Here is a 26,616-nt window from a genome sequence, read left to right on the forward strand (position 1 = left end):
CGCTCCTCCCTTGAACCCGTGTACCCCCTCTAAGAGGGAAACAAGACCACAAAAGTCGCGCAACCGTGGGCAACAGCCTTGGGTCGCAACATGAAGACAATGAGCCGGAAGCATACGTCATCGGTTACGGTGGCGCAGTAATTTATGCACAATTTTGACGACAGAATAAATAGAAAGCAAAGCAAATATGAGCGCGGAAGGAAAAAAGAAGCATGGTATCTCTGGCGTTTCGAATGCACGCAATATTGCATTCCGCTATGGTGGTCGCCCTTCAAATTTTAGTTTGGCGATAGGGCACACGACCCATCCGCGTCTAGGTGGCTCGCTGTTCCTTAATGCTATGATCCTGGGGCAAATGCTCCCAGGATTCAATCCGAGCGAACGAATGTTGAAGGCTGCCGACGCTTGTATTGAGGTGTGCCCCGTTCTTGGTGCGCCTTTCCTGTGAAGGAAGCGGAGAAACCGCATGACTTGAAATGGTTTACTCATCCGATTTGACGGACGACGAATGGGAGCAGATCGCCCCGCTTATGCCCAAGCCAAAACTTCTGAAGGCGAGTTTGCACCGACCAAGGCCTCAAGGTGCGAGAAGGTGGCTTCGGCATTGGCGCGCAGTGCGGCGATCGTCTTCAGCGACAGCTCGTTGCTGACCGATTTCGCGGGTTCGGCGGTTGACTCGAGGGCCTTATGAGCGTCGTCACCACCGGATTTTAACTGGCAAGAGCTTCTTTCGACTGCTCGACGTTCTTTTGGGCAACGTCGCGAGACCGATCGGTGGCCTTGCCAGGGTCGATTACCGAAATTCGATCGTTTCGGCGTTTTCGCTGGACTTGTCGGTGGTGGTCTTGGACATTTCCTTAGCCTCCTGCCTGAAGATGTTTTCTTCCCCCGCGCCCAGCATACTGAGCCCATACGTGACAGCTGTATATGCGCTCCAAAATACCTGCGATCCAAAGAATCAGATCGGAGCTTCGAACGTCCACTCTGTCCACGTTTGAATTGTTCTAGTCAGAATCCGCTGCCCCCGCGCGGTAGAGAAAGTTCATCTTTTGGAGTCGGTCGTTAAGCGGACCTTGACTGAGACCCAATTGGATCCCACAGGCTCGACCTCGAGATCACGGAATCAGTCCTATAAGTGATACGACCCTTATCAATCCAATCCTGAACGGTGTTGATTGCCGCTGAGAACTGACCCGGCAACTGGAGTGGAGGGTCAGTTCTCAGCGGCAATCAACACGAGACCGACAAAACGAGAGAGGCCGTTCTTGTTCAGGTGGTAGTCTTCCGTGTCGCGATCAAGTCAACATAAAAAAACGCTGTTCTCGACGTCAATAGCGTGGTTGGACGTGGATTCTGTGGAATTTGCATGCCCCCGGCTCAAATTCGACCGTCGCAGAAGTGTGTACTCACCAATACTGAGGCATCATGTCAGGGTCAGGGAGCAAGCGATAATGGTCGCATCAAATTTTGGTCTGTCGTCTGCATTCGCGGGTGAGTTTGCAGGGCGCGAACAATTGCGCAAAAGTTCGGCTGAGTTTCGGAAGGAGGTCATCGAAATCACCGATGGCGTCTTTGCCGCTGTCGGGTACTCGGCGAGCAATGTCACATTGGTCCAGGGTGACGGCGGTTCGATCATCGTCGACACGTCGGCAAACCTAGTGGACGCGAGGGCAATTGTCGACGTGTTCGGCGACCGCCTGACGCGCCCGGTCCGGGCGATCCTCTACACCCACAACCACCCGGACCACTCAGGCGGCGCGAAGGTGTTTGCCGGAGAGGAAAGTCCCCAGATTTACAGCCACCAGTCGCTGATAGAAGCAGCAGAGTTCGGAAGGGGTCCGCGCGACGGCGGAGACGTTTTCGGCACGACGCTGCCCGACCACCTCTTCATCAATGCAGGGACGCAGCTTGAATATGGCCGGGTGACACCGCACACACGGGAAGGCTTTCTGCCGCCGACGTGCACATTCAGCGGCGAGAGCGAAACGGTCGAGGTGGCAGGCGTCCGAATGCAACTCATCCATACCCCAGGTGAAGCTCCTGAGAACACTGCTGTGTGGCTCGCTGATAAGAGTGTTCTTATCCCGGGTGACGTCGTCTTGAAGTCTTACCCGAACCTCTCCCCGCTCCGCGGCCTTAAACTGAGGCCGCCCGAAACATGGATCAGCAGCCTGGAAAAGATGCTCGCGCTGAACGCAACCTACATGGTGCAGGGCCATATGCGGCCGATTGTGGGCAGGGACGAGGTTCGCAAGGCCTTGACAGACTATCGGGATGGCATCAAGACCGTATTTGAGCAGACGCTTTCCGGTATCAAGCAGGGCAAAACGCCTGATGAACTTGTCCAAGAGGTCAAGCTATCCCCTGAACTCGCAAACAGTCCGTACCTGCAGGAATACTATGGCTGCGTCGCATGGACCGTCCGTGGCATCTACGCCGACCGCGTTGGTTGGTTTGACGGAAACGCGACGAATATTTCACCTCTGCCGCCCGCGGAGCGCGCCCGCAAGATGGTCGAGATGGCCGGAGGACCAGGGAAGATGCTTGCTAGGGCAAAAGAAGCGCTCGAGATGAAGGAGTTTCAATGGGGAGCGGAGCTGGCTGACTACGTCGTGGCACTCGACGCGGACAATGTCGCCGCCAAGGAGATCAAGGGCAAGGCGCTCACCGAACTAGGCGAACGCCAGGTAAACGCTACGGCCCGCAATTACTATCTCACCTCGGCGCAGTTCCTGATGAAGCACCGGAATTAAGCACCTTCTAAAGTGGTCTTTGGGTCGCAGCCACTCTGTCGGCAAGCCATGTGTTCCCGAACATCCGTGGGCAAGCAATATCCAGCCGCCCTCCCCCATCGTCCAAATCCGATAGCCGCATTGCGGTGATCGAGATGTCTTGCAGTGCCCCGGAAACAGCCTTAGCGAAGATTCTTCTTGCATCGCTCAGGATCAGACCACGCCCGGCTTTGACAAAAAGCGCGCAAGCCAGAGCCTCTTCCAACCGTCGAATCTGATGCGCTGTCGGTCAGGTGCAGTTCATTCGCTGCCTTGGTGAGGCTTTGATGTCGTGCGGCAGCTTTGAACGTTCTAAGGGTTGGAAGCGGCAGGCTGCGCAGATTCTCCATCCTTCGTCTTCGTTACCACATCCAAGACATTTGCGATCTCATCCCGGTACAAGCGGCATTTTTTTCAGCACTGCTCACATGCGGCCGACTGACAAGCTGACGTTTCAGAGTTCAACTCGCAGCCGCGTTCGTTGCAGTTCTGCCACTGCCATGATGAAGCGAAGCCCCTCGGTCCCGCAATTGAGATAAGCGTGCCTGTCCTCCGTTCGCGCCAACACCGACGAACCGGGTTGGATCACAAGGTCCGTGTCGGCCAGCTTGAGTGTGAGTTCACCGGTCTCTACGTTGATGAGTTCCAGCGTGCCGGGAGAGTGCCCAGGCGATTCAAATGTTTCGCCCGGAAACATTGTCCATCTCCAAAGCTCGATCATGTCGGGTCCTTGAGTTCCCACAAGCAGCGTGGCGCTTCCTCCCTTGGGGCCCCGCCACAATGTGGAGGCATCATGCGGCTGGACGATCCGGGCCGGCACAGTCGGCGCCACATTCACGAAGTCAGCGACTGACACTCCAAGAGCCGCAGCGGTTCTGCAGAGAATGGCTATACTCGGATTGGCGGTGCCCTTCTCGATCTCGACCAGCATTCCTTTGCTTACGCCGGATCTTCTTGAGAGCTCATCCAGCGTCAGGGCGCTTTGCCGCCTGAAACTCCTGAGGTTTTGGGAGACCGTCGCGCTAACGCGTTCGACATCAGCACCCGATTCGGTCGATATATTGACTTTGTTATCCATGGTCGATATTGTAGACCAAAATGGTCAATGAGAGCCAGAGGGACATGGGTTTTCCGGTAATTGATAAAGAGATCGCGGATGTTGCTTCTGACTTCCGGGCAATCAGCGTCTTTGTCGATGCCAGCGGCGCCGAGAAGGGAACAATCGACCCCGAGATTCTTCTGGGTGCATGCGACTTCGTATCCTCCGGAGGGCCGGAGTGGGCAAACGCACATATGGCCAGTTGGGCCGAAGCCTATAGCCGGTTCGGCGCGAAACCAAATCGAACGCCATGTTCTGCTCAAGCTTTGAGAAAGCGGGTGGAGAAGGACGGCCGTATCCCATCGATCAATCCCGTGGTCGACCTCTATAACGCCGTAAGCCTGCGCTTTGCCATTCCAGTCGGAGGCGAAAACTTCGATGCCTATGTGAGCAAGCCAAGATTGTCGATTGCCGACGGAACTGAGGCCTTCGATACGGTCATGAACGGGGAGGCAATTGTTGAACATCCTGCCAAGGGCGAGGTGATTTGGCGGGATGATCTAGGCGTGACATGTCGTCGATGGAATTGGCGACAAGGTACACGTACCCGGCTAGACACTGTTGGCGGCCAAATGTGGTTCATATTGGAAAGCTTGGCAACGATGCCGGAGGAGAAGCTCGATGAGGCGGGCAACATGCTGGTTGGCGGTCTAAGACAACTAGCGCCAGGATGTGAAATCTACAAACACAAGGTCGCGGCCGGCCAATAATCAGCGGCCGACGAAACACCAAGAAAATCACGCACTGAGCGGCGCTGCAATGCTGCATGAGCGGCTGTTCGCGCGCAGTTCCTTCGGCTGATCAGTCGCGAAAACTTTTTCCACCCGCGGAAACGCGGCAATGGCGGAGCTTTGCCTGCAACGGCGCAGGCAACCGCCGACAGTCAAATGAGGTCATGATGCGCACCGAGACATCCACGCCCGCCCTGCTCGTGAAGGATGCTCATAAGAGTTTTGGGGACCACGAGGTGCTGAAGGGCATTTCGCTCGCCGCGGAAAAAGGCGACGTTGTTTCAATCATTGGTTCATCGGGCTCGGGAAAAAGCACCTTCCTGCGCTGCATCAATTTTCTCGAAATTCCGGACCGCGGGACGTTCCAGATAAACGGGGAAGAGGTGACGTTCTGTATCGGGCGGGACGGGAAATGCCCCCGCAAATTGGCGGCAGATTGAGAGGCTCAGAAGCGGCCTTGGAATGGTCTCCCAGAGCTTCAACCTCTGGCGCCCATATGACAATTCTTCAAAATGGGCGGTACCGGAGCTTATTCTCATAGTGGCGCTGTACTATGCGGGAACCGATGGCCTGAACCGGATCCTCGCCGCCGCGGATCTAGGCCCGATCGAGGTCAATGGCCTTGTCGCGGAAGCCGCTCCTCCTCGTAACTGTCTTTTACGTTGGCCTGACCTTCGCAATCACTCAAGTTTTCAAGAAAATGGAAAACGCCGTGCCTGTTCAGCGGCGACACAGTGTGTGAACACTCAAGCAAACAAGAGGTTAATTTATGTCCAGACCAGACAAGCACAAGCTGTCGACGCTTTCCTTCAATACACTTTCGGTCCACGGCGGCAACGAGATCGACACGACGTCCGGTGCCATTCGCACACCGATCGTCATGGCCAATTCCTATGTGCTTCCTTACGATCCCTCCACAATGGATTGGTCCGACACCGAAACGCCCTCCTATACGCGCAATTCCGGCCACAACCAGATCTGCCTGCAGCGAAAACTTGCAGCACTCGAAGGCGGCGAAGAAGCCGCCGTTTTTGCGACCGGCGTGGCGGCGCTGCATGCCGTGTTCTTCACCTTCCTGAAGACCGGCGACCATGTGATCGTCGGCGATGTCACTTACGAAGCCGTGTGGCGCCTGTTTGCGGAACTTCTGCCGCAGCGCTACCAGATCGAAGCGACTTTCGTCGACATGGGAGACATGGAGGCGGTGAGAGCCGCCGTGCGGCCGAACACCAGGTTGATCCATACCGAGACGATCGCAAACCCGACTACGAAGGTTGCCGACATCGCGACGCTGGCCTCGATCGCCAGACAAGCCGGCGCCTTGTTGAGCGTGGACTCGACCTTCACCCCTCCGCCTTTCTTCCGGCCGCTTGCCCTAGGAGCGGACCTCGTCATCCATTCCTTGACCAAGTACATCAATGGCCATGGCGATGCGATGGGCGGCGTCCTCATCGGCTCGAAGGAGCTCATCCGTCACGTCAAGACAGATGCCCTGGTCGATCTGGGAGGAACGATCTCTCCCTTCAATGCCTGGCTGATCATGCGCGGCTCGGTCACCTTGCCGCTTCGGCTCAGGCAGCAGTTCTCGACCGCAGAGCTCGTCGCGCAATACCTCGCCACCGACAAGCGCATGGCCTATGTCACCTATCCCGGCCTCGAAGCCCATGATCAGCACGAGCTGGCGAAAAAGCAGTTCGCCGGCAAGGGCTATGGCGCGGTGATGGCGTTCGCGGTCGAGGGTGATCCCGATACCCAGAACCGCTTTGTGTCCAATCTGAAGGTGATCACCTCCGCCGTCTCACTCGGTCACGACGAAAGTCTGATCGTGCACGTGGGCGGCAGCGGCCGCGGCGGCTCCGATCGCTATCCGCCCAACTTCCAGAAGTACGGGCACCTGCGTCTTTCCATCGGCCTCGAAGACCCCGAGGACCTGATTGCGGACATCAGATACGCTCTCGATCAAACCTTCGGCTGTTCCTCGGAGCCGATATAAAATCGGAATCCACGGTAATCGCCGAGGGCGGCGATTACCCCTGCGCGGGCTCGGGCCGGGTTCTCGCATCGAGATAGCCATGCTCGGCGGTGGCATGGATGGTGCCGGCCAAGTCGAATTCTTCCTCGGCGCCTTCGCGCACCGCGCACCCAGCCGGCGCAGCCGCTTCAGCGCCACCTTGATGTTGCAGGTGCCGAGCTCGACCGCGTCGTCGAAGTTCCTGAACTCGCGCTTGAACGCGTCGCAGAACGTCCATGAGCTGGCGGATCAACGTCGGATTGACCCGTGCGGTCGGCTCGTCGAGCAGCAACAGCTTGGGATTTGCCATCAGGCAGCGCGCAAGCTCGAGAAGCTTCTTCTGGCCGCCGGAAAGAAGGGCGGCGGGATGGTTCTCCTTTTCACTAAGCCCGATCATTTGCAAAACTCTTCGGGCAGTTTCGATGTTCTGGGCTTCCTCTTTGCGTACCCTATTGGCTGGCAATATCACGGACAGGATACGATCGCCGAACTGCCCTTCGGGGACCAGCAAGAGGTTTTCCAGCGTCGCCGAAATCCGGCTCCCTTCGCAGAGGATTGACAGCAAAGGTTGATCACCTGCGTAGCCGATCGACGGCCTGACTCAGCAAATGGACACCGCGCTCTATTTGGCGCACGTCCAAAGCTGCGTAGCCCATCACCAAGCCAACATGGTCCGGCGAGCCCTCGGAAACGAGAGGATCGAAGAGTGGCATCACCGAGTAGACGCCAATGCCAGTCTTCCATGCTTTCTCGATCAGCTTGTCCGTCGCCGACCGGGGCAGTTCCCGGAGCCAAGCGACAATGTGTAGCCCCGCATTCTCACCCGATACGCTAATGCGATCGCCAAATTTATAGTGAAGTGCGTTTAGAAGGGTTTCTCGCCGTTCATTGTTTCGGCGACGAATCTTGCGCACGTGGCTTTCATAGGTGCCGCTTTCCAGCATTGCAGCGAGCGCCTCCTGGCCGGCAAGCGGAGTATGCCGGTCGACGAGTTGCTTGGCGGTTGCAAATACGTCCTGAAGCTGGGGGGGCACGACCAGGTACCCGATACGCAGCGTTGGTGAGAGCGTTTTGGAGACCGTACCGACATAGATGACGTTGCCGCTGTCCTCCAGCCCGTGAAGCGGCGGCACAGGACTGATATCGTAGCGATATTCACTGTCGTAGTCGTCCTCGATGACATAGGCGTTAGTTCGCCGTGCCCATGCGAGCAGCTGATGGCGACGTCCGATTGGCATGACGCCCCCCAACGGGAATTGATGAGAGGGCGTAACGTAGGCGAGCCGGGCTTCCCTACCCGTCAACAGATTCGTATTCATCCCGTCCTTGTCGACTTCGATCGACATGGGCTTGGCACCTGTCGCGGAGAAGATGTTCCTTGCCATGGCATAGCACGGATTCTCGATGACGAACCGGTCGCCTGCGTCCAACAGGAGCCTTGCACAAAGGTCGAGGCCTTGCTGCGAGCCGTTGACGATTATGATCTGCTCGAGGTTGCACCGTAGGGTTCTCGCCCGCCAAAGGTATCCCTGCAGCGCTGCCCGCAGCTTGGGCGAGCCTCTTGGATCGTCGTATGCAAGCCGGTCCCGCCGTTGCGTTGCGGCAGCGACGACAGCTCGCTTCCAGGCGAGAACTGGAAAATCCGAGGGAGCCAGGTCGCCGTAACGGAAATCCGCCAGAAGATTCCGCTGAAGCACTTTGGGCCTCGGAGGAATAGCCTTTAGTCGTTCTCCGTAACTGGACAAATGCCCGCTTGGATGATGCTCCTGGGGTCGTTTGGTGCCAAGCTGATCTATGGACGCTGGCATGGCGCGGGGGCGCACCCCCTGGCGCAGGTCCACAAACCCTTCAGCTGCCAATTGTTCGTAGGCAGCCGTTACCGTCGTTCGGGAGACGCTAAGTTCGGCAGCAAGACCCCGCGACGACGGGAGCAAGCCATTCTTGCCATAGACACCTTTGACGATCTGGTCCTTCAGCGCCTCATAGATCTGCCTGGCGCCCATTCCACCAGCGCGACTTTTCTTTGACGCTTCGGACAACTGGACCATTAAAAATCTCCGCAACTGGACGTGTTTAGGTATCCAGCTTGCAGCTATTTACAGCGAAGGCCAAGAGGAAATAGCTCGTGATCAGAAGCAACGAAGAACTCGATCATCCGACAAACCAGATCGGTCATGGCGAGGCAGACCTGGGCTTCGCAACACGCGCAATTCACCACGGCTACGATCCGACAGGCTTTTCAAACGCGCTCCAGTCGCCGGTCTTCTTAACCTCAACCTATAGCTTCCCCAGTGTCGAGGCAAACGACGCCGCGGCGGCACTGGGTGGCAAGCTATACGCACGTGAGCACAATCCGACCACCGAAATACTTGAGCAGCGGCTCGCCAGTCTCGAAGGCGCCGAATCCGGCTTGGCGGTAGCCACCGGGATGGCGGCCGTCGGCGCGCTCATGCTTTCTCTGCTCTCGCAAGGGGACGAACTGATCGTCCATAAAACGCTCTACGTGAACACCATAGCCATGGTCGAGGAAGCATTGCCGCGCTTCGGCGTAAAAGTAGTTCCTGTCGATCTGTCGGAACCCGCCAACCTCGATGCAGCAATTACCGACCGCACCCGTCTTGTCTATTTCGAGACGCCGGTTAATCCGCTAAGCGCCATCCTTGACATCGCTGCAATTTCAGCACGCGCCCATGCGCGGGGCATCAAAGTCGCTGTCGACAGCACCTTCGCCTCGCCAGCGCTGCAGCGGCCGATCGAGCATGGTGCGGATATCGTGCTCCACTCGCTTACCAAGTACATCAACGCCCACGGCGATGCATTGGGTGGGGCACTGCTCGGCGATGCCGAGACCCTCCACAAATTGCATGAGACCGGCCTGCGATACATCACTGGTGCGACACTGTCGCCGCTCGCCTCGTTCCTGATCTTGCGAGGCTTGAAGACTCTGACACTTCGCATGGAGAGGCACAGCACGACCGCGCTCACAATTGCGCGTATGCTTGAAGAGCATCCGGCCGTGGCCTGGGTGAGCTACCCGTTCCTGGACTCCCATCCCGGGCACGCGGTGGCCAAGAGGCAGATGTCGAACGGTTCCGGTATGTTGGCATTCGGGCTGCGCGCGAGCTACGAGGGCGCCCGCATGATGATGAACCGGCTGCGGCTCGTCGCTCGTGCTGTCAGCCTTGGAGACGCCCACTCGCTCATCTGCCATCCGGCCAGCCTAACCCGCGCCCGTCAGAACGGCCATCTTGCGGAGGGTGTCGGCGAAGATCTGATCCGACTTTCCGTGGGCCTGGAAGAGCCGAAAGATCTCGTAGCTGATCTGCAGCAAGCCCTGGCTGTCTTGTAATGGCAGGCCAAGCCCAGGATGTGGTTGCCCAACGCCCTGCTCCACAACTCTCGGCCGAGGACGCCGATCGATTCGGACGTGATCCGGTTGCCAGATTCCAGGCCAATCTCGCCGCGGTGGAAGAGCGTATTGCCCTTGCCTGCAAGCGCGCCGGGCGCGACAGCGCTTCCATTCGGCTACTAGCGATCACCAAAACTGTGCCAGCCCATATTCTGCGCTTCGCCTTTGAGGCTGGCATTCGAACCTTCGGAGAGAACAGGATCCAGGAGGCCTGGGCCAAACGCGAGAAGCTCACCGATCTTGAGATCAACTGGAGTATCGTCGGGCATATGCAGACCAACAAGGTCAAGTATCTCACTCGGTTTGCCCGTGAGTTCCATGCGCTCGATAGCTTACGATTGGCCGACCTCCTCAACAAGCAGCTCGAACGCGAGGGGCGCTTTCTCGACGTCTATATCCAGGTGAACACGTCCAGCGAGAAGAGCAAATTCGGCCTCGACCCCGACGCATTACTGTCTTTCGTCGGCACGCTCGATCAGTTCCCGCGCCTCAGACCCCGCGGCCTGATGACCTTGGCGCTCTTTAGCAGTGACATGGACAAGGTACGGCCGTGCTTCCAGCTTCTGCGTCGCCTTCGGGACAAAGCCGTGCGGCGTAATCCAGCGCTGATTGAGCTTTCCATGGGCATGTCAGGAGACTTCGAGGATGCAATTGAGGAGGGGGCCAGCATAATACGCGTGGGACAGGCGATTTTCGGTAGGCGGCCGACGCCCGATGGTTCTTATTGGCCTGACCTGACAGGAACCGACTGATGCTGGATTCAATCTAGGAACGAGTCGTGCCCGCAAACAAGCTTACCGACCGAATGCGGCCTACGGGTTTGCCGTTTGTCGCATCGAACCAGGGGAGTACGCCAGAGTGACGATTCCACGCGGCCTTTCCGCCTTTCCGATCACCCCGAGTTCCAGCAACGGCATTGTCGATGAGATTGGCCTGCAGAAGCTGGTGACACGTCTGGTCGCGGCGCGTGTCGATTCCATCGGGCTCCTGGGTAGCACCGGCACATACATGTATTTAACACGGCAAGAGCGCCGCCGTGCCCTGGAAACTGCGGTGGGCGAAGCTGGCGCGCGCACGCCTATAGTGGTCGGGATAGGCGCGCTGCGGACAGACGATGCGGTGACGTTGGCGCAGGACGCGAAAGCGATCGGCGCGGCAGCTGGATTGCTGGCGGCGGTATCCTATACCAGCCTAACCGATGACGAAGTATTTGGACATTTCTCCACTGTGGCGCTCGAAAGTGGCCTGCCGATTTTAATCTACGACAATCCTGGCACGACCCATTTTCGGTTTACTCCAGAGCTTGTCGGTCGGCTTGCAGCAGTACCTGGTATCGTCGGCATCAAGAACCCAGCCGGCGATCGCGATGAGACGACGCGCCATTTAGCGGAACAGCGTGCCATCGTCCCGGTGAGCTTTTCCATCGGCTATAGTGGAGACTGGCACGCGACCGAAGCCATGATCGCCGGAGCTGATACCTGGCACAGTGTGCTGGGCGGCCTGTTTCCCAGACCGTGCCAACAGATCGTAATGGCAGCCCGGCAAGGCAACGCCGACGAAGCGCGCCGGCTCGATGCCATGCTCGCGCCGCTTTGGAGTCTGTTCAGGCAATTCTCCAGCTTGCGGGTGGTTTACGCCCTCGCCGACATGATCGGGATCTGCCGGGCAGAGCCACCGCGCCCGATCTTGCCCCTGCCCGACGCAGCAAGACATCAAATAGCGGAGACGCTCAAATGCCTCCCTGGTGAAGTCACAGGGTAGCTCCGCGGAGCGCTCATGAGCCTCAATGAAGATACGGCCGGGGGACTGGACTGCATGGATTTCATCAAACTGGCCCTTCTGTATGGTCCAGGGATTATGCAAGATGCTTCCAAAGCGAGCCTTGCTGAACCATGTCGGGTCCAAGACGTGCCATGAATGAACCTATTGACGTTTCCACTGCAGGCGCCGCCGAAGGCTTGCGTACAAGACCTGGCTCTGCAGGCTGTGCTGTTTCATTTACGACGAACGCGACGGTAGGCCGGAGGAAGGCATCCCACCTGGCACCCGCTGGGAAGAGGTTGTCGATGACTGGATCTGCCCGGATTGCGGAACAGGCAAGAGCGATTTCGACATGGTCGAGATCTGAATAGGAACTGCCTCTCGCTTAAGCAAGGGGAACTTCTTCTGCGCCGATTTTATCGCCAAAGGAACACCATGTACGTCCCGCCACATTTCGCCGAGTCGAGCACCGAGGTGCTGCATAGTCTCATCGAGAAAAACCCGTTTGGTAGTCTTATTACAAACGGCAAGAACGGACTCGACGCCAACCACATTCCTTTCGAACTGAGTAAGGAGCAAGGGCATCTTGGAGTGTTGCACTCCCACGTGGCACGAGCCAATCCGATCTGGCAGGACCTTGCAACCGGCGACGAAGTGTTGGTCATCTTCCGTGAAGCACACGCCTACATCTCGCCCAACTGGTATCCCAGCAAGCACGATTTCCACAAACAGGTTCCGACGTGGAATTACCGCGTCGCGCACGCCTATGGGCGTGCCACCATCCACGACGAGGAACGCTATGTCCGGGTGATGGTTGCCCGGCTGACCAGGACTCAGGAGGCCGAGCAGACCGTGCCCTGGAAGATGACTGACAGTCCGAAAGAGTTCATCGACACTTTGCTCAAGGCAATCGTCGGCATCGAGATTGAGATCACCAGGCTCGTCGGCAAATCCAAGCTCAGTCAGAACAAAGAGGAACGCGACATTCGCAATGCCGGCGAAACGTTGAAAGCCCGAGGCGAGGCTGTGATGGGTGACGCCATGCTCGTAGCTGCAGCCGCCAAAGCTGAAGGCACTCAAATATAGTCGCTTGTGCATGCGCGACAGTAGATCCGGCGTCAGTTGTGCTGCTCCTGGCCTAAGCGCCGGGATGGCAAGCAGGAGGGCGTATGTAGTATTTCAACCTGCCCCAACGGCACTCGGCCGTACATATGTAAAGCCAAATAGTAAGAGGAAAATTGATGCGACCAATCACCCGTCCTACCCTGTGCGCGCTCGTTATGCTTGTTGGGGGACAACACGCCCATGCTCGAGATCTAACGTACGGGTCACCGCTGGAGACTACGAATTCTTTTAGGGAGAAAATCGTGGGTGGCGAGCGGACCAAGATCGGACAGCATCCTTGGCAGGTCGCACTCCATGTTAACGGGCGTTTCCAGTGCGGTGGATCGGTGATCGCAGAGAATTGGATCGTCACAGCGGCGCACTGTTTGGCGGATGAAACAGACGACGTAAAGGTCAAGATCAAGGTAGGCTCTGACAATTACGATGGTGGCGTTTCGATCGAGGCAACGAATTTTGTTGTTCACGAAGACTATAACCCGAAGACATGTGAACATGACGTGGCCCTGGTGCGGGTGGACAGTACGCAACCCGCAGCAGTCATCCCCCTTGCTACCGCCAGTACGCAAATTGCTATTGGCGAGAACCTTACTGTGACGGGTTGGGGAAACACGCAAGAACGCAAAGAATCACAATCAAACCAGCTCCGAAAGGGCACCGTCCCGTACGTTGACAACAAAACGTGCAATGCTCGGGAGTCATATAATGGGGCGATCCTTGCTGGGATGATGTGCGCCGGAAGCGCCAGCGGCGGGACCGATGCTTGCCAAGGGGACAGTGGAGGTCCTCTGACCAAAGGCAATAACCCAGAGAACGCCATCTTGGTTGGAATTGTATCCAGTGGGAAGGGTTGCGGACGGGCCCTGAAGTACGGTGTGTATACGCGCGTGTCGTCTGAGCGCGAGTGGATCATGAATGTGATGTCAAAATTCGGTGACTGAGGCGGCGAGTCGGGATGCATGCAGGATGGAAAGTTCACGTTGCCGCGTCTAGCTGCCGGTCAGCATCCCGACCGTGCCTTCGGTATTGGCCAGGTGTCGAAGCGAGTCGGCCAGATCGCTCGCCCCGCGTCGTCTTGCGCCAGGCCAAAATCGTCCAGCAACTCGGCCAGCGATTCCTTCTCCAACAACCGCTCCGCAGGCTCGGCCGCCAGACGCCGCCAGGCGAGGAGCAATAGCCCGGCGGGACCGGGATTTGTTGGTCTCGGGGGCAAAAAATCGCTGGGGCGGGTCAGCAGCACGGCGTCGCGAAGTATTGATTTATCTTCGACGCGCGCAGCCTCCCGCGCCGCCTGAGCGGCTGCAGCGAGCGCCAGCCGCTGCCGCCAGGCGCCGGCCCAGCGCTCTTGCCGGCGCAACCAGCGCATCGAGACTGCCGATGGCGGCGCCGGCGGCGACGCGACGTCCTCAAAACTTTTTCCAACAAGGCTTTGCGCGTCGGGAACGGCCCAGCGCAGCCAGCCCGGCACCACGACCGGCGGCCGGGGTGGTGCCGGGCAGCTTGCCGCGCGGGGTGCGGGCGCTTTCGGGCGAAGAATCATGCCCGACACGATGACCCACGACGCTTTTGCTAATGAACTTAGGCCGCAAGCGCCGAGCCTGTCGCCAGCATTTTATGCCGGTAAGGCGACATTTCCATCACTACAAGGTCTTGTTGCATGAATATGAAATTGTATATCTTTCAATAACCGCTCATATCGCGGATCAATACGACACTCCCATCGGTCCCGCACGCTAGGAAATGGCTCAAACGCCCGAAATGTTACTTTTGTAATAGAACTTTCTCCGCGCTATTCCGAACAATGCGCCAACTCACAGCTCCGGTGTTCCCCGGGCCGGTCCTGCCTTCGACGCACTGAGCAACCGGCAAGGCGTGCTTGCGGCCGCCTTTGCGGAGCGCGATGACCTCGCCTCCCCTATGCCATCCATGCAACTCGAGCGAGGAATGTGAAATTTCAGTCCTTCAGATAGGCGGGCCGGCGAATCGGACTTTCCGGAATGCCCAGCACGGGAAGCCCCAGTAGTCGCGCATGGGATCCAGATCATTTTGACCGGAGGCCACAGGCTCAATTGAGAGCTCTGTTCGCAGGGCTATGCACAGATCGGGGGCGCCCACCATTTCCGACCGGCTGTCGCACCGCAGACAGTTACCGATCCCTCGCCTCCGCAAATTGCAGGTCCGAAAGTCGCCCACGACCATGAGGCGGCAGCACCCCAAGCGAATTTTGCCCTGGGCGGTTTCAATGACGTCGTTACCCGCCGTAGCTGAGGGCGGCGCCTCGCCGTGGCCCTCAGCATATCATTGCCGTTCTGCTGCAGGGTGGCGGAATGCCTCGCCGACTGGTCCGGTGCTGGCGCGGTGCAGACCGCGATACAGCGAGTAGATGCGCAGTCCAGTCTGGAGTCGCTGGCGTTGTCAGGGGGATAGGTCAGGGAAACCCAGCCTCCTGCCAGCCGGTGCGGAACAACGTGGTGAAGAAGTAGGTAAACTAACGGCCTTGCCGGGGGAACTGCACCACCTTGCCACGTGGGCGCGAATATTGTGCCGTTGCAATGGCCTCGAGCAACAAATCCAGGGCCGCACGGGATTTGCGGCTCGTGTCATCGTCGCCGCTGAGATAATGATAGGCTCGATCAAGATGCAACCAGGCAGCCGCGAAATCTGTTGTCAATGATGCCTCCATCGTGGCGCTCCCCAAGGGAGCCGTGCCATGCGCCGACAAAACGAAACGGAAATATCCACAAGGGCCTTTAATTCAAAGTCTAGCGGTATGGCGTGCAGCCCGCGTTTCGAAGCGCGGCGAGGAGCAGGTCGATGTGCCCGTGGATGTCATTGCGCGCCTGTTGGCGTAGCGGGAGACGATCCCAGCTTTCCAATGGATCGATTAAGCTGGCGAGTTCTCCATTGGCCGTGAAGGACACGACCGCCAGCCCGTCCTTGCTCAAGGCGAGGATTCCGGTTGTGCCGGTCGCATAGCGGATGGCCGCAGTTCGCTGAAATTGAGGATCACCATCGACCCGGACCTCAAAAAGAAACCGCCCCGACGTCTGGTGGGCTAGCCTGGTTGCCTTGTCGCCAAAGCTCAGGGGCAGCAGCCGAACGCTTGCGGCCGCCATTTCGAACAAGAGAGCATCGAGGCCAACGTCTGCCGCCATGCGCAAACTGTGCGCGAAGCCGCAGCCAGCGCAATCAGGCCAACAAGTTGTTCACAGCATCAAAGATGGGCTGGCCTCGCGAGAGCTCTCATGGCCACCGCAACCGTGACAAGCAGCTGCAAATTGTCATAGGCCTGCCCACTGTGAGTGCGATCAGCAAATTGCGGCGGACCTTCGGGACGAGCGGCAGGGTGGTTTCAGGCAATGCTCCTGCGGAGCGCCTCCCTTAAGAAGCGGGTCAATGGTTATGCCGAATTGATTTTTCCTGCCCAGCCCCCGGCAGTTCTGGAGCGGGACTGTTTTTGACGGTCTGATGAGGTGGGCATTTCAGTTGCGTTGAGATCGCTGCATAATGGCGCCGCATCATCGGAAGACGCTTCGAGACAGGCTCAACTCGGTACGATCGCTCCCGGGACTCCCTGCCCTCGTAATTGATCAAGGTGACGTCGGCGGATGCCTGCGGCGGAACCGAATAGCTCCTCCGACGATTCCCAGCTTCTCATCCTCCGATCAGGGGCGCTCACGCTGCCCGTCGGTAGGTCCAGAGCTGTGCGGGCGGGATGTTGCGGACGACGAAATCATAGTGCGACACGACATAGCGGTCCGGCATCTTGATCACTGGTAACAAAGGTCCGCAGGTAATTTGAATCACAGGGCTCCCAGCAGGAATGCGGGCTAGCAAATCCTCGAACAGGGCACTGCGCTGCTCCATCGGAAAGCTCAACATCGGCACTGCGCTTTCTCCCTGCTACGGAGCTATTTGTCCGGGTCATTTTAACTAGGCGCCCGCCGCCACGGGCGGGCGACGCCGGCATCAACCGGCGGGCAGATGCGCCGAGGGCAACAAGCGCGCCTGACGCAACGCCGCCAGATCGGCCGAGCCGGTGCAGAAGCAGGCAACGGCCAACTGGCGGATGACGATCTCGAAATGCGCGACGACCGCCTCGGTGGACACCGTCGCCGCGCGCAGCACGCCGGCCGCCTGCCCCGCGATGTCCGCACCCAGGCGGATGGCCTTGGCCACGTCGACGCCGTCGCGGATCCCGCCCGAGGCGATCAGCTTCACCGTTGGCAGCGCCCGACGTACCGCCTTCACGCTGGCCGGGGTCGGAATCCCCCAATCGGCGAACGCCATCGCCACTGCACGGTCGGCGACATCGCGGGCGCGCTCGCCCTCCACCGCGGCCCAACTGGTGCCGCCAGCGCCGGCGACATCGATCACCGCCACGCCCGCCTCGACGAGCGCACAGGCCACCGAGGCGGACAGGGCCGACCCCACTTCCTTGGCCACGATCGGCACGCCCACACTGCGCGCGGCGCGAGCGATCTGCGCCAGGATGCCGCGCCAGTCGCGGTCGCCCTCCGGCTGTACCGCTTCCTGCAGCGGATTGAGATGGACGATGAGCCCATCGGCCTCCAGCGCATCCACCGCCCGGCACGCCAGGTCCAGGCCGTCGGCCTCGCGCAGTTGCGCGGCGCCGATATTGGCCAGCAAGGGAATGTCTGGGGCCAGACGGCGCACGGTGTGCGTCAGCCCCTGGGAGTTGCGGGATTGCAGGCTCACGCGCTGCGAGCCGACGCACATGGCGATGCCCAAGGCTTGCGCTGCCTCGCTCAGATGCCGGTTGATGGCTTCGGCGCGTGGCATGCCGCCGGTCATGGAGCTGATCAGCAGCGGCGCGCGCATGGTCTTGCCCAGCAGCGAGGCGCGCAGGTCGATCTGCGTCAGGTCCAACTCGGGCAATGCGCAGTGTTCGAAACGGATGTACTCCCAGCCGGCGGTGACCGTGGCCCGCGCCGTTCGCCGATCCAGCACGATGTCCAAATGGTCGTCCTTGCGCCGGCTCAGGGCGGTGTCGCTCATGCTCGCTTCATCCGTCGAATCGGGCGACGGCGTTGCGTCGGATCGGACCGACGGCAGCGCGCGCACGCCGCCGCCTCCCGCGCGTTCAGGCCGGCGCACGCTGGCCTCCCCCCGCAGCGTCGCTGCGGTAGCGGCTGGTCGAGGTCTGATAGTACTGCGCGCGGATGGCGGCCATGGCCTCGATCAACGGTCCCCACGGCGCGGGAAAGCGTTCTTCCGCCATCGCCTGGTGCAGCATGCGAGTATGGCCGGCCAGCTCGTCGTTGAGGAACTCCAGCACAGGCATGGCCGGATAGCGTTGCAGCAGCAGGACCGCCGCGTTGTCGGCCTCGCCGTCCGACCTGTCCTTGTCGCGTCCATGCAGATCGTTTTGCAGGCGCCCTATCGCGGAGATGAGCCGCAGGACCTGGCGAAACGCGGGACGCGCGCGCAAGGTCGCCATGTCCAGCCCCCACAGCAACGACAGGCAACAGAGCACGTTCGCGTAGGCGATCGAATCGATGCCGTTGTGCAGGTACTCGGCGTAGGACCAGCGTTCCGCCCCTGCCGCCTTCGCGTGTCCGGCGCGCAGCGCCGCGCAGTAACACCGGGTATCATCGAGAAGCTGAGCATAGTCGCGACGATCGTAGGCGAGCGCGGCCAGCGAAGCGCGCAGCACAGCGCAGCCCTCGAATCCGGGGAGCGCGCACGGCACGCCCTTCCCCAGCGCCTGCTCCACCGCGGTGAGCTGCTCCGGGCCGATCAGGCCACGGTCGTTGCAGTCGTCGAGCCAGAACAGCAGCGCCAATTCGCGATAAAACGCCACGATCAGCGTTTCGTCCTGCGGATCGCGGCCGGTGCGGGCGCTGGTGTCGCGCAGGCTCGGGTGGATGCGCTGCAGGATGTACTGGCCGCCCCTGACCGCTTCCACGGCATGCTCGTCGGCGAACCCGGTCAGGGAATGCCCCCACTCCAGCACCTGCTGCAGCGCGCGTTCGGTCTGGATCATGGCGCAGCTCCTGCTCCCTCGGCCAGGACGCGCCGCCCCCAACCGAGCGCCAGCCACAACCCGGCGAGTTCGGCCACACGCACGACCCGGGTGGGGCAATACAGTTCCTTGCCGATCCACAGCGGCGTCTGCGGCAAGGCATGCGCCGCATGGCGGGCGAGCATCCACTTCAGCGCACGCGCCACCGCCTGCGCGATGCGCCGGCGCCCTGTCGGCTCTTCGCCCCCTTCGATCACGTGCAACGCGAACAGCGCATAGGCGGTTTCCTCGAATGTGGACGCGCGACCGGCGCCCCAACCGCCGTCGTCGCTCTGCGCCTGCAGCAGTGCCGCCAGCGCGCGCTCGTCGCGCCACTGGGGCTTGCCTTGCGCAAGCGCAGCGATCGCATGCGCGGTGGGATACAGCCACGAAACGTGCCATTTTTCGTTGTCCCATAGACCGTGCGGGTTGCGATTGGCTTCGACGTAGGCGCTGGTGCCGGCAGCGGGCTTTCCCAACAGTCGCAACGCATGCAGGGCATGGATGTTGGTCGACACCGAGGCATTGCGCTCGCCGGGGAAGGTGACGAACAGCTCGCCGGTTTCGAAATGGCGCAACGCATCGACCGCCGGGTCGCGGCCTGCAAGGCGCAGGACGCCCAACGCAACGGCGGTGTCGTCAGCATCGGCCGCGAAGTGCAAGGCCGGGCCCAGACCGCGCACGCCCAGCCGGGCATCGAGCTGTGCGACGATCACGCGCACCGCCTCGGCGAGCGCGGGATGCGCGAACAGCCCGGCCAGATGCAGGGTGTATAGCGACCAGCACGGCTCGAACACATTGATCGGCCAGACGCCGGGAACGACACCTTCGATGCCGCTGCGGGTCGCCCGCGATGCCGCCTGCAGATACGCGTCGGCGCGCCCGACCTGCGGTGTGCTCCCCTGTGTCACGGCGTGCGCACGCCACGCGGCGGTGGCCGCCGGACTGATGCCGATGCTGCCGTCGTCATCCGGGCATGCGGTGGTCGGCGACGTCCCCCAGGCTTCCCAGGAGTGTAGCAACGGATGGCCGCTCGGCAACGTCGCCACCGCCCCCAGCTTGACCATGCGCGCTTGCCGCAACGGCAACAGCGCCGCGTGGCGCGGAAACGCCACGCCGCCCAGCAAGGATGCGGCCTCGCCGCACAATTGCGGCAGGATCAGCTCCGCGCCGATCGGCGCGTCTTCCGGCACCGCATGCGCGTAGGGATCGGGCTGGCGCTCGAGGAATCGGGTTGCAGCCTGGACTGCATCGGCAGCGCCGGGAAGAGGATCGGCACGCTGCAATGCCAGCAACGCCGCCCACGTGGGCGCATGGCGGAACAGCGGGAAGTCCGCGATTCCCCATCCGCCATCGGCCTGTTGCTGCGCAATGAGCCACGCGTATGCGTCCTGCCGACCGGTGGCGTTGCCGTGGAACTGCAGAGCTCGCGCCGTGTCGTAGACGGACGGACCGACGCCGCCGCCGTCGCTCATCTCGCTCAGCAGGTGGCGCAGTTCGGAAAGGATCTGTTCGGATAGCGCGTTCACGCGGGACGTTCCTTCTGCAGGCGGTTGACGAGAACCAGGATCGGGCAGACGCCGGTCCGCCGCATAGGGTTGTTGCGCGCAGCGCGCCGCTATGCGCCGTGGCCGTGCTGGCCAACTGCAGCAATCGGCGCCGCGGACTCGGACACAGCGCAGCATGCACCGCTGCCGCCGGCCGATCGCAACGGCACAGGGGCAATTCCATGCGTACGGGCGCGCTCATGCGCATGGCGCGTGCTTGTACAGATACGCATTGGCCCGCTGCAGCATCTGCGCCAACCGTTCCGCACGCGGCCCCAGCGGGACGATGGCCTCCCCGGCGTCGCGCAACAAATCCAGCGCGAACTGGCGCGCTGCCTGCAGCCCCATGATCGACGCGCAGGTCGGCTTCTGCGCCGCCGCGTCCTTGCCGGGGGTCTTGCCCAGCGTCGCGGTGTCCGCTGTCGCGTCGAGAATGTCGTCGACCACCTGCAACGCCAGCCCGAAACAGGCGCTGTAGCGATCGAGCGCACAGTACAGCGCAGCGTGTGCGGCATCCTCCGCGATGGCGGATAGTGCGCCCATGCGAACGGACGCGCGCACTAGCGCTCCGCTCTTCATCCGGTGCATCGCCACGATCGTGTCCAGCTCGACGTGCTTTCCGACCAGCGACAAATCCATGGCCTGCCCGCCTGCGGCACCCTCGGCGGACACCGCCTGCGCCAGTTCGCGCACGAGCGCGATACGGTTGTCGCCCGGCGCATCCAGGCTCGCCAGGGTCAGGAAAGCGTGCGCCTGCAGCGCATCGCCGACCAGGATCGCAGTGGCTTCGCCGAACTTGACGTGCACGGTTGGAAGGCCGCGGCGAAGCACGTCGTCATCCATCGCGGGCAGGTCGTCGTGGACCAGGGTACAGGCGTGCATCATCTCGATGGCGGCGCCGACGTCGTCGAGCATGTGCGCCGGCGTGTCGGCCAGTGCGCCGGCAGCCAGACAGAGCAAGGCGCGGGTGCGCTTCCCGCCATGCAAGGTGGCGTAGCGCATCGCCGCCATCAGTTCGGTCTCATCGTCTTCTTCGGCGTCGAGAAGACGCGCCAGCGCCTGTTCGACCCGCTTTGCGCCGTCCTGCATCCAGATCTCCGGCAGCAGCCTGCCGGATGCGCCGCACGCCTGCGCACCCAATCTGCCGAGCGCGGAAACGCCAGTTCGGTCGTCGTGTAGCGTGGAACCGGTCTGCACGTTGTTCATGTCTTGTACCTGACAGGAGACGGCCACCGCGAGTGGCAGCAGGTGGTGTTGCCGGGGTCGCACCGAGCGCGCGCAAGGTGCAGCAATGCCGCGCGTCGCCGGCGCCGCTGCCTCGCCACACGGGGCATGCGATGCCAGATCATGAGAATCCGATGCGGATTTTCATGGACGGATGTGCGGTCGGGTAATAGCGCCGGCCTTTTTCGACGCCGCTCAGCAACCGCGGCCGCAACCCGGCCTTGTGCATGGTCAGCGCCAAGGCGATGCAGAACTGCACCATTTCCAGCCATACCAGGTGGTAGCCGATGCAAACGTGTGGGCCGGTACCGAACTGCAGCATGTCCACCGGCCGGATCGGCTCCGTGCGTTGCAGCCACCGCTCCAGGCGGAACTGATCAGGCGCCTCGTGCAGCAGCGCCGAGGTCGAGAAATGCAGCAGCGGGATGCACAGGTCGGTGCCAACGGGAATCCGCCGCTGGCCGAGTTGCAATTCTTGCAGCGCGCGCCGCGGCAGGAGCGTGATCGCCGGATGCACGCGCAGCGTCTCGCGGAACAGCGCCTCGGCGACCGGACACTGCGCCAGGTCCGCGTGGCGGGTCGGCACCGCGCCCACGCGTTGCGCCTCCTCGACCAGGGCGTCCCACAGCACAGGCCGCCGCGCCAGCTCGATCACCAACCAGGCCATCGTCGAGGCGGTGGTGTCGTGGCCGGCAAGCAGCAGCACGCGGATATTGGCGACCAGGACGTCATCACAGAGCGCATCGTCACTGCCATCGAAGGCGCTCACCATGTCGTTGATCACCCCGGTGCGCGCGGCATGCGCGCGCGCGTCGCGGACGAACAGGCGCAACTGCGCGTCGATCCAGTCGCGGGCGGCGCGGCCGCGCCGCAAGGGCAGTCCGGGCAGGTCGACCGGGGGCGCGACGACCAACTGCAGCAGTTGCCGGTACTTGCGATGCCATCCCGGCAGGTCCTGCGCGGGGATTCCCATGAGGCTGAAGATGAGCTTGAGCATCAGGTCGCCGGTTTCAGGCAGGATGGTTACCTCGCGGCGGTCGCGCCACGCCTGCACCCGCGCCAGGATGACGGGCGCGAAGAGGTCGCCGATGCCGGCCTGGGTCAGCCCCTTGGGCAGGAACGCCGCCTTGATCGCATCGCGCGCCTGCCGGTGCGCGCCGCCGTCCTGGGCGACCAACGTTCCGCCAAGCAATTCGGGCGCGATCTCTTCGATCAGCGCCGAGGACACGTCCTTGTGCCGGAGCAGTGCGAACGCATCAGGATCCATGCAGGTCATCAGGTGTCCGGCAGGGCCGAAATCCAGCCAGAAGTGGCTGCCCAGCGTCCGTTCCGCGCGCCGCAGCAGGCGCGGCAGGTCGCAGGCGATGGCGGGAAGATGCCCGACCAGGGGGAAAGCGCCGGGCACGACCGGGATGTCGTACCGCAGCCGGTGCCGACGGTCCAGCGGGTTGAGCAGCATGGCCATCAGCAGCGCGCCGCTTCGGGGGTGTCGCCGGCAGCCCGCGCGGCGCGGCTGTTGCCACCGTCGGCGTACGTCGGCACATGCGCCAGCATGCCGCCGTCGATGCACACGACCTGGCCGGTGATGAACGCAGCATCGTCGGAGAGCAGGAACGCCACCAGCGCGGCCACGTCCTCGGGGCGGCCGACGCGCGGCAGGAGCTGGTGCCGGTGCAGATGCCGTTGCATGCACTCGTCCAGCTTGGCGAGGAGACGCTCGGTCATGATGAGACCCGGCGCAACCGCGTTGCAGCGGATCTGCGCATGACCGTACTGGGTGGCGAGCGAGGCCGACAGCATGTTCATCGCCGCCTTCGACGCGGCGTAGGACGTCTGCGCGGTGTCACCGCTGAGCCCCTGGCACGACGACATGTTGACGATCGCGCCACCGCCGCGGGCGATCATCCGTGGGATGGCCTGCCGGCAGCAGAGCAGCGTGCCGCGCAGATTGGTCGCCATGGTCTGATCCCAGACCGCCAGGTCCAGGTCGAGGATCGCGCGGTCGCGCGGGGTCAGATGCATGGCGCTCGCGTTGTTCACCAGCAGGTCGACCCCACCGAAGTGCAGCTCCGCCGTCTCGAACAGCGCTGCCACCGCCTGCGCATCGGCGATATCCATGACCATGGCCAGCGCGTGGCCCGCTTCGGCCGCGATCTGCTCGGTGCAGGCGATGGCCGCCGAGCCATCAATGTCGGCCACCACCACTCTGCCGCCCTCGCGCGCGATGGCGATGGCGCATGCCTTGCCGATGCCGGCGCCGGCGCCGGTCACCACGGCCACCTTGCCTTCAAACCGTCCCATCGTGTCCTCCTGGATTGCGTTGGTCTTTCGCGGCATGCCGCTCGGCCTCCGCCGGAAAAGGCGCAGGGTCGGCGCTGGCGCGCTCGTCATTGCCAGCGTCGCTTTCGATGACCCGAATGGCGGCGACCGGGCACTGGCTGGCCGCGAGCCGCACGGCGGCGTGCAGCGCCTGCGGGACCGTCGCCACGCACACTTCGGCCACGCCGTCCGGTTCGCGCTGGCGAAAGGTGCCCGGCAGCGTCAGCACGCACTGCCCGGTGGTTCCGCACAGATCCTGGTCGACCACGACGCGCATCTCAGCCCCCCGCCGGCGCATGCAGCCGCACCGGCAGCGCGCGAAACGTCCTAAGGAACGCGGAGGGCTCCCGGGTCGGCTGCTCGGCCAATGCCAGCGTGGGGAAGCGCGCCTGGATCCGCGGCAGGCTCTCGGCCAACTGCACCCGGGCCAGTTGCGCACCGAGGCAGAAGTGGATGCCGTGGCCGAAGCTCAGCATGATCTTCCCCTCGGTCGACATGCCAGGACTGGTGCCGTAGAACCGCGCGGGATCGAAGCGGTCGGGATCGGCGAAGGCGTCCGGGTCGCGATTGCCGGCCGCGATCAGCACGCGCACGTCCGCGTTCTTCGGGATCACCACGCCGCTCAGTTCGATGTCGCGCTGGGCGATACGCGGAATGGAGCTGAACATGGCGGGCGCGTCGCAGCGCAGGACCTCTTCGACGAATGCCTCCACCCCCATGGCGTCTCCCTGCAGCCAGTGCCGCTGTTCGGGATATGCCAGCATCGCCAGGACCGCATGGTCGATGGTCGCAGCAGTGGTGGCGAAGCCGCCCAGCAGCATGCCCCATAGCATGCTGATCAGCTCCGCATTCGACAGCGTGTCGGTGTCGTGGTCGTGTGCGCCGACCAGCGTCGACACGATGTCGTGGCGGGGATCGGTGCGCTTGCGCTCTACGAGGTCGCCGAAGTAGGCCTGCACCGTGGCGCTGACCTCGTCCGCCGCGGCGAGCTGGGGATCGCTGGCGTGCGGCCTCAGGCCTTCCAGAATGGCGCCGATGCCTGCGGCGAACCCGAACATGTCGTCCTGGGGCATGCCGAACAGTTCGGCGAAGACCAGCATAGGCAAGGCCAGCGCGAATTCCCGATGCAGGTCCACCGCCTCCCCGCGCTCCAGCGGGGGCGCCATGCCGTCCAGGCGCGCTGCGACGATGCGCGCGATGCTCGGCCGCAGGTTGTCGATCTGGCACTTGGTGAAATCGCGCGAGATCAGCCGGCGCAGACGTGTATGCGTCGGTGGTTCCTTCATCGCTAGCGTGGACGCCAGCAGGTTAAGCGACAGGCTGGTCGCCGCACGCGGGAAATAGCGCGCCAGTTCGCCCGGCGCCGGTCCCCGAAACGCATCGCCCGTAGCCTTGAGCGCCCAGTAGATGTCGGCGTGGCGGCTCAACAGAAAGAGGCCCGACGCCGCGCGATGCACCGGATCGTGCTCGCGCAACCACCGCATGAACGGATACGGGTCGTGGATGCACGCTGGCGACGCCAGTTCGGCGAAGGCGTCCCGGCATGCTGCCGTGGTTTCTTGCACGTCCATCTTGGTTACCTGTTGGCTGGCTGATCTGACCGGCGCGCGCCAGGCGCGCCGGCAAATTGCGGAGAAGATCGCGATTCCCGGCGGCGTCCGCGCATCACCAGAGCACCGGGAACTCCTCGAACCCGCCAGTGATAATCTGCTTGCGCAACTTCAGTTCTTCGGGCGCAACGGCCAGGCGCAGCGCGGGAAAGCGCTGGAAGATCGAACCGAACACCACCTTGAGTTCCAGCCTGGCCAGCGCCATGCCGATGCAGTAGTGCGGCCCGTGGGAGAACGCCAGGTGCGGATTTTCGTCGCGTGCGATGTCGAAGATTTCCGGGTCGTCGAAATGGCGCGGATCAAACGACGTCGCCGGCAGGCCGACCAGCACCTTGCTCTCCGCGGGAATATGCACGCCTGCGATGGTCACGTCGGTTCTCGGATAGCGCATGATGCCGTCCCAGCCCGCGCCCGGCGGGTACATGCGCATGATTTCCTCCACCGCCTTGTCCACCAGGGATGGATCGCCGACCAGGCGTTCGCGCTGTTGCGGATGGCGGAACATGGCCAGCAGGCCGAATTCGATCTGCGCGAGGGTGCTCTCGTGCCCGGCCACCAGCATGCCCGCCGCCAGGCCGATCGCCTCTTCCTCGGTCGCCTTGCCCTGGTCGACCGCCGCGAGCAAATCCGTCAGCAGGTTGTCGCCCGGATCCTGACGCGTGTCCCGCATCTTGCCGCGAATGTAGGCGCGCAGTTCTTCCCAGGCCAGGCGCGACGCGCTACGCGGGCCGCTTTCATGCTGGTGCGTCATCACCTCGTCGGACAGCCCGGCGAAAAAGGCGTGATCCTCGTAGAGCACGCCCATCAGCGCGCTGATGACCATGGCCGGAAGCGGAAAGGAGAGATGGCGCCGCAGGTCGGCGGGCTGGGGCTGGGCCGCCAGCGTCTCGAACAACTGCGCGGCGATCACCTCGACCTGCTGCGCGAGCAGCTTCACCCTGCGGTTGCTGAAGGCCGGCGCCACGATCGTGCGTAACCGGGCATGCT

At 62.0% G+C, this 26,616-nt stretch carries 25 protein-coding genes and 6 pseudogenes; 11 read left to right on the top strand and 20 right to left on the bottom strand.

Features of this window, described 5'->3' with window-relative positions; translation table 11 throughout:
- Positions 1–540: 540 nt before the first annotated feature.
- Positions 541–853, bottom strand: a pseudogene (locus ACWUKX_RS29285) (phasin); the annotation flags it as partial.
- Positions 854–1,451: 598 nt separating this feature from the next.
- Between ACWUKX_RS29285 and ACWUKX_RS29290 the strand changes: the two are divergent.
- Positions 1,452–2,753, top strand: coding sequence for an alkyl sulfatase dimerization domain-containing protein (locus ACWUKX_RS29290; RefSeq protein WP_455850752.1), 1,302 nt, complete (start codon positions 1,452–1,454; stop codon positions 2,751–2,753).
- A 161-nt stretch (positions 2,754–2,914) separates the two neighbouring features.
- Here the strand turns inward: ACWUKX_RS29290 and ACWUKX_RS29295 are convergent, their stop codons facing one another.
- Entirely contained in the window at positions 2,915–3,121 is a 207-nt protein-coding gene (locus ACWUKX_RS29295; RefSeq protein ID WP_456010154.1) for a LysR family transcriptional regulator, read from the bottom strand.
- Positions 3,122–3,225: 104 nt separating this feature from the next.
- Complete coding sequence (locus ACWUKX_RS29300; RefSeq protein ID WP_456010155.1) at positions 3,226–3,849, bottom strand: helix-turn-helix domain-containing protein; 624 nt, start codon at positions 3,847–3,849, stop codon at positions 3,226–3,228.
- 44 nt (positions 3,850–3,893) lie between these two features.
- Between ACWUKX_RS29300 and ACWUKX_RS29305 the strand changes: the two genes are divergently transcribed.
- The 4 genes and pseudogenes from ACWUKX_RS29305 (at position 3,894) to ACWUKX_RS29320 (ending at position 6,594) form a co-directional block, all read left to right on the top strand.
- Positions 3,894–4,580, top strand: a complete 687-nt coding sequence (locus ACWUKX_RS29305) for a B3/B4 domain-containing protein (protein ID WP_456010156.1) — start codon at positions 3,894–3,896, stop codon at positions 4,578–4,580.
- Between the two features lie 188 nt (positions 4,581–4,768).
- Positions 4,769–5,115, top strand: a pseudogene (locus ACWUKX_RS29310) (ATP-binding cassette domain-containing protein); the annotation flags it as partial.
- A 2-nt stretch (positions 5,116–5,117) separates the two neighbouring features.
- Positions 5,118–5,240: pseudogene (locus tag ACWUKX_RS29315) on the top strand (ABC transporter permease); the annotation flags it as partial.
- Positions 5,241–5,370: 130 nt separating this feature from the next.
- A complete protein-coding gene (locus tag ACWUKX_RS29320) occupies positions 5,371–6,594 on the top strand; it encodes a trans-sulfuration enzyme family protein (RefSeq protein WP_456010157.1) in 1,224 nt (407 codons plus the stop codon).
- Between the two features lie 49 nt (positions 6,595–6,643).
- Here the strand turns inward: ACWUKX_RS29320 and ACWUKX_RS29325 are convergent.
- The 3 genes and pseudogenes from ACWUKX_RS29325 to pdxR all read right to left on the bottom strand — a co-directional run.
- Positions 6,644–6,828, bottom strand: a pseudogene (locus ACWUKX_RS29325) (VWA domain-containing protein); the annotation flags it as partial.
- 112 nt (positions 6,829–6,940) lie between these two features.
- Positions 6,941–7,081 (bottom strand): annotated as a pseudogene (locus tag ACWUKX_RS29330) (ABC transporter ATP-binding protein); the annotation flags it as partial.
- A 103-nt stretch (positions 7,082–7,184) separates the two neighbouring features.
- The gene (gene pdxR / locus ACWUKX_RS29335) at positions 7,185–8,660 is read right to left on the bottom strand and encodes a MocR-like pyridoxine biosynthesis transcription factor PdxR (protein WP_456010158.1); all 1,476 of its coding nucleotides are present in this window, start codon (positions 8,658–8,660) and stop codon (positions 7,185–7,187) included.
- Positions 8,661–8,740: 80 nt separating this feature from the next.
- Here pdxR and ACWUKX_RS29340 point away from each other — a divergent pair, with 80 nt between their 5' ends.
- From ACWUKX_RS29340 to ACWUKX_RS29365, 6 genes are all read left to right on the top strand, one after another.
- Complete coding sequence (locus tag ACWUKX_RS29340) at positions 8,741–9,961, top strand: trans-sulfuration enzyme family protein (protein ID WP_456010179.1); 1,221 nt, start codon at positions 8,741–8,743, stop codon at positions 9,959–9,961.
- Positions 9,961–10,773: a YggS family pyridoxal phosphate-dependent enzyme gene (locus tag ACWUKX_RS29345; protein WP_456010159.1), complete on the top strand. Its 813-nt coding sequence runs from the start codon at positions 9,961–9,963 to the stop codon at positions 10,771–10,773. Before ACWUKX_RS29340 ends, ACWUKX_RS29345 begins: the two co-directional genes overlap by 1 nt.
- A 106-nt stretch (positions 10,774–10,879) precedes the next feature.
- Positions 10,880–11,782 carry a dihydrodipicolinate synthase family protein gene (locus ACWUKX_RS29350; protein ID WP_456010160.1) on the top strand — a complete coding sequence of 301 codons (903 nt, stop codon included), beginning with the start codon at positions 10,880–10,882 and terminating at the stop codon, positions 11,780–11,782.
- A 223-nt stretch (positions 11,783–12,005) separates the two neighbouring features.
- Complete coding sequence (locus ACWUKX_RS29355; protein WP_456010180.1) at positions 12,006–12,149, top strand: rubredoxin; 144 nt, start codon at positions 12,006–12,008, stop codon at positions 12,147–12,149.
- Between the two features lie 68 nt (positions 12,150–12,217).
- The gene (locus tag ACWUKX_RS29360) at positions 12,218–12,868 is read left to right on the top strand and encodes an FMN-binding negative transcriptional regulator (protein ID WP_456010161.1); all 651 of its coding nucleotides are present in this window, start codon (positions 12,218–12,220) and stop codon (positions 12,866–12,868) included.
- A gap of 281 nt (positions 12,869–13,149) precedes the next feature.
- Positions 13,150–13,845: a serine protease gene (locus ACWUKX_RS29365; RefSeq protein WP_456010162.1), complete on the top strand. Its 696-nt coding sequence runs from the start codon at positions 13,150–13,152 to the stop codon at positions 13,843–13,845.
- A gap of 59 nt (positions 13,846–13,904) precedes the next feature.
- On the opposite strand, the gene ACWUKX_RS29370 is transcribed toward ACWUKX_RS29365, so the two are convergent.
- From ACWUKX_RS29370 to ACWUKX_RS29435, 14 genes and pseudogenes are all read right to left on the bottom strand, one after another.
- On the bottom strand, positions 13,905–14,372 hold the full coding sequence (locus ACWUKX_RS29370; protein ID WP_456010164.1) for a DUF1403 family protein: 468 nt from the start codon (positions 14,370–14,372) through the stop codon (positions 13,905–13,907).
- Between the two features lie 293 nt (positions 14,373–14,665).
- Complete coding sequence (locus ACWUKX_RS29375) at positions 14,666–14,836, bottom strand: antitoxin Xre/MbcA/ParS-like domain-containing protein (protein ID WP_455850742.1); 171 nt, start codon at positions 14,834–14,836, stop codon at positions 14,666–14,668.
- A 556-nt stretch (positions 14,837–15,392) separates the two neighbouring features.
- Entirely contained in the window at positions 15,393–15,587 is a 195-nt protein-coding gene (locus tag ACWUKX_RS29380) for a hypothetical protein (RefSeq protein ID WP_455850741.1), read from the bottom strand.
- A gap of 79 nt (positions 15,588–15,666) precedes the next feature.
- On the bottom strand, positions 15,667–16,059 hold the full coding sequence (locus ACWUKX_RS29385) for a hypothetical protein (RefSeq protein WP_456010165.1): 393 nt from the start codon (positions 16,057–16,059) through the stop codon (positions 15,667–15,669).
- 520 nt (positions 16,060–16,579) lie between these two features.
- A pseudogene (locus tag ACWUKX_RS29390) lies at positions 16,580–16,798 on the bottom strand (phospholipid N-methyltransferase PmtA); the annotation flags it as partial.
- Positions 16,799–16,873: 75 nt separating this feature from the next.
- On the bottom strand, positions 16,874–17,923 hold the full coding sequence (fni, locus tag ACWUKX_RS29395) for a type 2 isopentenyl-diphosphate Delta-isomerase (protein ID WP_456010167.1): 1,050 nt from the start codon (positions 17,921–17,923) through the stop codon (positions 16,874–16,876).
- A gap of 85 nt (positions 17,924–18,008) precedes the next feature.
- On the bottom strand, positions 18,009–18,911 hold the full coding sequence (locus ACWUKX_RS29400) for a terpene synthase family protein (RefSeq protein WP_456010168.1): 903 nt from the start codon (positions 18,909–18,911) through the stop codon (positions 18,009–18,011).
- The gene (locus tag ACWUKX_RS29405; RefSeq protein ID WP_456010170.1) at positions 18,908–20,458 is read right to left on the bottom strand and encodes a hypothetical protein; all 1,551 of its coding nucleotides are present in this window, start codon (positions 20,456–20,458) and stop codon (positions 18,908–18,910) included. The genes ACWUKX_RS29400 and ACWUKX_RS29405 overlap by 4 nt, the downstream gene beginning before the upstream one ends.
- Positions 20,459–20,674: 216 nt before the next feature.
- Positions 20,675–21,682, bottom strand: a complete 1,008-nt coding sequence (locus tag ACWUKX_RS29410; RefSeq protein WP_456010171.1) for a polyprenyl synthetase family protein — start codon at positions 21,680–21,682, stop codon at positions 20,675–20,677.
- Positions 21,683–21,821: 139 nt separating this feature from the next.
- Positions 21,822–23,165 (bottom strand): cytochrome P450, encoded by a 1,344-nt coding sequence (locus ACWUKX_RS29415; RefSeq protein ID WP_456010173.1) that lies wholly within the window; start codon positions 23,163–23,165, stop codon positions 21,822–21,824.
- Complete coding sequence (locus ACWUKX_RS29420) at positions 23,165–24,001, bottom strand: SDR family oxidoreductase (RefSeq protein ID WP_456010181.1); 837 nt, start codon at positions 23,999–24,001, stop codon at positions 23,165–23,167. The genes ACWUKX_RS29415 and ACWUKX_RS29420 overlap by 1 nt, the downstream gene beginning before the upstream one ends.
- A complete protein-coding gene (locus ACWUKX_RS29425; RefSeq protein ID WP_456010175.1) occupies positions 23,988–24,296 on the bottom strand; it encodes a ferredoxin in 309 nt (102 codons plus the stop codon). Before ACWUKX_RS29425 ends, ACWUKX_RS29420 begins: the two co-directional genes overlap by 14 nt.
- 1 nt (position 24,297) lies before the next feature.
- A complete protein-coding gene (locus ACWUKX_RS29430; RefSeq protein WP_456010176.1) occupies positions 24,298–25,590 on the bottom strand; it encodes a cytochrome P450 in 1,293 nt (430 codons plus the stop codon).
- Between the two features lie 94 nt (positions 25,591–25,684).
- Positions 25,685–26,616 (bottom strand): cytochrome P450 (locus tag ACWUKX_RS29435; RefSeq protein WP_456010178.1); only part of this gene is annotated, 932 nt, incomplete at its 5' end.

It is taken from the genome of Mesorhizobium sp. f-mel, from assembly GCF_053850215.1.

What these genes read in the sequence shown, in the direction of transcription:
- ACWUKX_RS29415 (WP_456010173.1), bottom strand. Translation starts at nt 23,165, where the DNA reads ATGGCCATGCTGCTCAACCCGCTGGACCGTCGGCACCGGCTGCGGTAC.
- ACWUKX_RS29425 (WP_456010175.1), bottom strand. Translation starts at nt 24,296, where the DNA reads ATGCGCGTCGTGGTCGACCAGGATCTGTGCGGAACCACCGGGCAGTGC.
- ACWUKX_RS29410 (WP_456010171.1), bottom strand. Translation starts at nt 21,682, where the DNA reads ATGAACAACGTGCAGACCGGTTCCACGCTACACGACGACCGAACTGGC.
- ACWUKX_RS29385 (WP_456010165.1), bottom strand. Translation starts at nt 16,059, where the DNA reads ATGGCGGCAGACGTTGGCCTCGATGCTCTCTTGTTCGAAATGGCGGCC.
- ACWUKX_RS29430 (WP_456010176.1), bottom strand. Translation starts at nt 25,590, where the DNA reads ATGGACGTGCAAGAAACCACGGCAGCATGCCGGGACGCCTTCGCCGAA.
- ACWUKX_RS29345 (WP_456010159.1), top strand. Translation starts at nt 9,961, where the DNA reads ATGGCAGGCCAAGCCCAGGATGTGGTTGCCCAACGCCCTGCTCCACAA.
- ACWUKX_RS29380 (WP_455850741.1), bottom strand. Translation starts at nt 15,587, where the DNA reads ATGGAGGCATCATTGACAACAGATTTCGCGGCTGCCTGGTTGCATCTT.
- ACWUKX_RS29400 (WP_456010168.1), bottom strand. Translation starts at nt 18,911, where the DNA reads ATGATCCAGACCGAACGCGCGCTGCAGCAGGTGCTGGAGTGGGGGCAT.
- ACWUKX_RS29290 (WP_455850752.1), top strand. Translation starts at nt 1,452, where the DNA reads ATGGTCGCATCAAATTTTGGTCTGTCGTCTGCATTCGCGGGTGAGTTT.
- ACWUKX_RS29295 (WP_456010154.1), bottom strand. Translation starts at nt 3,121, where the DNA reads ATGGAGAATCTGCGCAGCCTGCCGCTTCCAACCCTTAGAACGTTCAAA.
- fni (WP_456010167.1), bottom strand. Translation starts at nt 17,923, where the DNA reads ATGAGCGACACCGCCCTGAGCCGGCGCAAGGACGACCATTTGGACATC.
- ACWUKX_RS29320 (WP_456010157.1), top strand. Translation starts at nt 5,371, where the DNA reads ATGTCCAGACCAGACAAGCACAAGCTGTCGACGCTTTCCTTCAATACA.
- ACWUKX_RS29300 (WP_456010155.1), bottom strand. Translation starts at nt 3,849, where the DNA reads ATGGATAACAAAGTCAATATATCGACCGAATCGGGTGCTGATGTCGAA.
- ACWUKX_RS29420 (WP_456010181.1), bottom strand. Translation starts at nt 24,001, where the DNA reads ATGGGACGGTTTGAAGGCAAGGTGGCCGTGGTGACCGGCGCCGGCGCC.
- ACWUKX_RS29305 (WP_456010156.1), top strand. Translation starts at nt 3,894, where the DNA reads ATGGGTTTTCCGGTAATTGATAAAGAGATCGCGGATGTTGCTTCTGAC.
- ACWUKX_RS29360 (WP_456010161.1), top strand. Translation starts at nt 12,218, where the DNA reads ATGTACGTCCCGCCACATTTCGCCGAGTCGAGCACCGAGGTGCTGCAT.
- pdxR (WP_456010158.1), bottom strand. Translation starts at nt 8,660, where the DNA reads ATGGTCCAGTTGTCCGAAGCGTCAAAGAAAAGTCGCGCTGGTGGAATG.